Source organism: Streptomyces sp. NPDC002742 (assembly GCF_042888885.1).
GTDB lineage: Bacteria > Actinomycetota > Actinomycetes > Streptomycetales > Streptomycetaceae > Streptomyces.
The window spans coordinates 1-4920 of sequence record NZ_JBIAQF010000063.1 but is presented as its reverse complement, the minus strand read 5'-3'; the positions used below and the strand labels follow the sequence as shown (position 1 = coordinate 4920).

The following is a 4920-nucleotide window of genomic DNA, read 5'->3' as shown; positions in this document are numbered from 1 at the left end:
GCGATTCATCCACCCCGACCACACCCACACCCACACCCCACACCCCCTACGCATAGCCACCTGAACACACCCACACACCACCCACCCCAACCCCCCAACCCCGGACCCCGACCCCCCCCCAAACCCGGCCACCCCCGGAACCCACCCCCGGACCGGACCCGGACCCGGGACCCCGGACCCACCCCCGAACCCCGGACAACACCCGACCCGAACCCGGACCCCGGACAACCCCACCCCCGGACCCCGGACCCCGGACACATGATCACCGCACAAGCAGGCACCACCCCGAAACACCCGCACCGGACCCCGCCAGAACATCTGCCACGAACAACAACAACCCCTCCCCGAAGGAACTGACGAAATACGGTTCACGGCGTGACGCAACGAGTCAGGACTTCAGACGGAGGGGCAGTTTCCTCGCGTCCGACGGCGTCATCGTGCAGGGGACCCGGCGACACGCGGCCGCGCGCCGGTGATGCGCACCGACACCTTCCGGACGGCCCGCCAGGTCGACGTGCACGGTGCGCAAGCCACAGCGGCCGCCACAGCAGCGCACAGAGCGGCCGCAAGGACGACGACGACGGCGGCCATGGTGAGCAGACGCGTCGAGTCGGATGCACGGCTACCCGTTCCCGCGCGTCGGCGTCACGCCCGCGCCCAAGGCGCCGTTGCACCACGCTGAAGGTCCGCGGCATCGCCGAGACCGGTGCGCAGGCCGGTGCGCAGGCCGCGGCCTGGGCCTGCGCCGGACCGGGCCGCGTTTCCCTGCTTGCCACAGGCGATCACACCGCCGTACATTCCCTGCACCCGGCTTGTCCGGCCGCATCGTCTATCCCCTTTTGAGCACCCGAGGAGCGCCCGGTATGACGGGTGTAATGGCGGTCGCAGGCGGCACCGCATCCGGCAAGTCCACCCTTGCCCAAGCCCTGTCGCTGCAGTGCCCCCAGAGCGTGGCACTGATCCACCTGGACGACTACTACGTGCCCGCGCACGACCCCCTGAGAGGCGTGTGGACGGTCAGCGCCGACGGGCACGCCGTCCTCGACTGGAACCATCCGGGGTCGATCGACGAGACAGCGCTGACACACGCCATCGACGCGGCACTGCTGCGCCCCGGCGTGCTGCTGGTGGTGGCCGAGGGCCTGTTCGCACTGTCACTGCCCTGCGTGGTCCGGCGGGCGGCATGGCGGGTGTACGTCGACACCCCCGACGACATACGCCTGGCCCGCAAAATCCTCCGGAAGATCGAAACACAGCGCCAGGACCCCCGACTGTCCCTGCGCAACTACCTGCAGACCGGCAGAGACCGCCACACAGCCTACGTCGCACCCACCCGGGCAGCCGCCGACCTGATCATCGACGGAACCACAAGCGAAGCAGACATGCTCGCCGCCGTCATGCCCCTGATCCGGCCCGCCCTCACACCACCACCCACAACACCCCCGCCGACACCAGGAGTACGCACTGTGACCCACACCCCACACACCCCGGCATTCGCACTCTGACCCACACCCCACACACCCCGGCATTCACGCCGTGACACGCGCCTTGCCACCAACACTTCCATCCCCGTCTACCCGAGCGCCCCAGTCGCCGCCCCAAGCTGCTGGGGGGTCCTAGTAGTGCCTGGTCAGGTTGATATGGGTGTTGGTATGTCGCGGTGGCAGGTGGGGCAGGCGCCGGTCCACAGGGCGAGGAGTGTCTGTAGCTCGCGGACGACCTGGTAGAGGCTCAGGCCGGCGCCGGCTCTTTTGGGGCTTGGGCCAGTCGTTGCAGGGTGCAGAAGGCGTGCGCGACGCAGACGAGGGTGACGTGGTGGTGCCATCCGCCCCAGGTCCGGCCCTCGAAGTGGGCAAGTCCCAGGGCCTGTTTCATCTCCCGGTAGTCGTGCTCGATGCGCCAGCGGAGTTGGGTGCGGATCCTCTGAAGTGATGGTCGGGATCAAGGATGTGAGGTCGTAGTTCTGCTGGTCGGGGGTGGTGCAGAGGTGTGCACGGCCACATCGCTTCATCGTCAGCGATCAGCTCGTGGCATCCCATTCGTCCGAAGTCATTGGCTTGGCATCTGGGTAGTGTCGTTGGATCTCACTCAGGACCCACTTGTCGGCTGTGCGGACGTCCCAGCTTGAGCTGTCGAACTCCCTCAGGGTGAGCATGAGTTCGGTGCCTGCATAGCCTTCGAAGTCTCCGTCGACTGCCTGCAGGTAGGGCGCGTCCATGGCCAGCAGCTCAAGGGTGGGGATTCCGTTGCCCTCTGAAGCCGTGACCAGCTCGGCGAACTTGGGGTGTGGGTGATCGTCGAAGACCTGAGCTCGCCAGGTGAGCGTGAGTCCGTAACTCCCCAGGCGGACCAACAGCTCCGCCAGTGTGACGTAGTGCCGATCGGCTGGGTGGCCCCCGTGCGGGGCGTCGTCCCGCCAGGCCGCGAAGGAGATCATCTGCATAGCGGACGGCGTTTCAGTCATAGGTTCAGCACCTTGCGTCGATCTCGGGGAGTCACAAATTGCAGTTTCTCCATTGTCCTGGTCGCCTCATCCGAAGGAAATTGATGGGGTGCAGGTGATCTCGGGGCGGGTTGAACTGGCAAAGCGCTGCTTGGTGTGTGCCAGGCGCTCGCGTGCTCCTACGGTGGTGGGGTGGAGGTGGGGCGCCATGGTGTCTTTGCCGGAAGAGCTTCAGGCGCGGGAGGACGCGGCTCGCCAGCGAGTGGAGGAACTCCAGGCCGAAGCTGTGGAGTTGGCCCTCCGGCTGGCGAAGGCACGGGAGGATCTGTCCTGGTTGGAGATCACGCGGGAGACCGTCACACAGGTGCTTGCGGAGCTGTCGGCAGCCAAGGCCGAGCCGGATATTCCGACAGAGGATGCGTCGCCACTGCACATGACGTCGGCGCCTCATGGCGTCGGGGTGATGATGGTGCCGCCGTGGCGGGAGGGCTTGGTCGTGGCGGTGTTGCCGGATGTGTACCGGGACATCGTGGAGATCATCGCTGATGCGCCCGGACCGGTGCAGGCCAAGCAGATCGTGCCGCGGATCGGTCTACCGACGACGACCGGGAAGATCGAGGGGACCCGGGGGAAGCTGAAGCGGCTGGTGGAGCGGGGCTGGCTGGACGAGGACACACCAGGACAGTTCACCCTTGCCCGACAAGGCCCGGGGCGGGACCGGGTCAACTCCCAGTGACCAAGGGGCTCTTCTCCGTAGATTCGTAGGCGCCAACCAAAACGAATCACTCCCGAAGAAGAGCCCGATGGAACCGTACGACGCCTTGCGTGAACCTGATCCGTACTTTGCTCCCGTGATGCCTTCGAACGCCTCATCTCGACGCTGGCTGACGGCCCGGCGGCGAACATGCCTCATGACGAACTGGAAACCCAGCTCGAACAGCTGGGACGCGAACTGCTGCGGCAGCTGATGCAGGACCACCTCGATCTGCGAGCCAAGAAAGAGGAGGACACGGTGCGAGCAGAAGGACAGCGGCCGATGGTCCTCGGTCCGGAAGGACAACCTCGACCCTGGCGGGAGAGGGGCCACCGTCGCCTGCTGACCTGCATGTTCGGGCCGGTGCGGGTGACACGAATCGCCTATCGCGGCCACGGCGTGCCCAATGTGCACCCTGCAGATGCGGCACTGTCGCTGCCCGCCGGCCGGCACTCACGCGGACTGGCCCGCCTCGCGGTCCTGGAAGCTGTCCGCGGTTCGTTCGACCAGGCCACCGCCGCGATCGAGCGTCGATGCGGGAAGGTACTGGGCAAGCGCCGCCTCAAAGAACTGGTGGTCGCCGCCGCCGTCGACATCGCTGCCTACTACACGGTGAAGATTCCCACCCCGTGCACCCGCGAAATGCCGCTGATCATCCAGATCGACGGGAAAGGCGTGGTGATGCGACCCGAGGCCCTGCGCGAGGCCACCCGCCAGGCCGCGGCCAAGACCGCAGCGGCCGGGCGGCGCGGCCGCCTGGCCCCGGGCGAGAAACCCAACCGCAAGCGCATGGCGACCGTGGCCTGCGTCTTCGACGTTGTTCCGGCACCGCGCCGGCCGCACGACATCATCCACCCGCCCGGCGGCCGCAGCGAGAGCCGACTGCCAAGGCCGGGTCCGAAGGCGGAGCGGAAATGGTGCACCGCGTCGGTGATCCGGCCGCCGGAGCAAGTCGTCGCTGACGCCTTCGCCCAGGCCGACTCCTGCGACCCGCAGCATCTGCGGGACTGGATCGTGCTCGTCGACGGTGCCCGCCACCAACTCAACCTGATCCATACCGAAGCCGCCCGCCACGGCATCCGTCCGACCGTCCTGCTCGACTTCGTGCACGTCGCCGAGTACTGCTGGACGGCCGCCCACGCCTTCCATCCACCGGGCAGCCGCGAGGCCGAGACCTGGGCCGCAGACAAACTCACCGCGATCCTCGCCGGACACGCCGATCGCGCCGCTACCGAGATGACCGCCCAGGCCACAGCCGAACAACTGCCCGCCGCCCGCCGCGAAGCCGTCACCACCTGCCACCGGTACCTCACCGGCCACCTCGACCAACTCCACTACGACACCGCCCTCACGGCCGGCTGGCCGATCGCTACCGGAGCCGTCGAAGGAGCCTGCCGCCACCTGATCGCCGATCGCCTCGACATCACCGGCGCCCGCTGGGGACTCGACGGCGCCGAAGCCGTCCTCCGGCTTCGCGCACTGATCACGAACGGTGACTTCGAGGACTACTGGAACTTTCACGCGGCCCGCGAACATCAACGCCTCTACCCCAGCCCCGACCAGCGGAACTACAGCCTCACCGCTTGATCCCCACCGTCACTTCAGAGGATCCGCACCCAGCGGAGTTCGGCGAGGCGGACCAGGGTGGTCAACGGTAGGCCGGAGGGCAGGTCGGACAGCCAGTACTGCACCGGCTCACTCTCGCCGGCGGGCCATTCGGCCA

The 4920-nt window shown here is 67.5% G+C and carries 3 protein-coding genes and 2 pseudogenes; 3 read left to right on the top strand and 2 right to left on the bottom strand.

Annotation, left to right across the window (positions count from 1 at the left end; all coding sequences use genetic code 11):
- Positions 1-863: 863 nt before the first annotated feature.
- Positions 864-1505, top strand: a complete 642-nt coding sequence (locus ACFYW8_RS44385) for a uridine kinase (RefSeq protein ID WP_389093803.1) — start codon at positions 864-866, stop codon at positions 1503-1505.
- A 226-nt stretch (positions 1506-1731) separates the two neighbouring features.
- On the opposite strand, the pseudogene ACFYW8_RS44380 reads toward ACFYW8_RS44385, so the two are convergent.
- Positions 1732-1911, bottom strand: a pseudogene (locus ACFYW8_RS44380) (IS701 family transposase); the annotation flags it as partial.
- A 109-nt stretch (positions 1912-2020) separates the two neighbouring features.
- Positions 2021-2464 carry a hypothetical protein gene (locus ACFYW8_RS44375; protein ID WP_389093798.1) on the bottom strand — a complete coding sequence of 148 codons (444 nt, stop codon included), beginning with the start codon at positions 2462-2464 and terminating at the stop codon, positions 2021-2023.
- A gap of 187 nt (positions 2465-2651) precedes the next feature.
- On the opposite strand from ACFYW8_RS44375, the gene ACFYW8_RS44370 reads away from it, so the two are divergent.
- Positions 2652-3179: a hypothetical protein gene (locus ACFYW8_RS44370; RefSeq protein WP_389093795.1), complete on the top strand. Its 528-nt coding sequence runs from the start codon at positions 2652-2654 to the stop codon at positions 3177-3179.
- Between the two features lie 67 nt (positions 3180-3246).
- Positions 3247-4784: pseudogene (locus ACFYW8_RS44365) on the top strand (ISKra4 family transposase).
- Positions 4785-4920 lie beyond the last annotated feature (136 nt).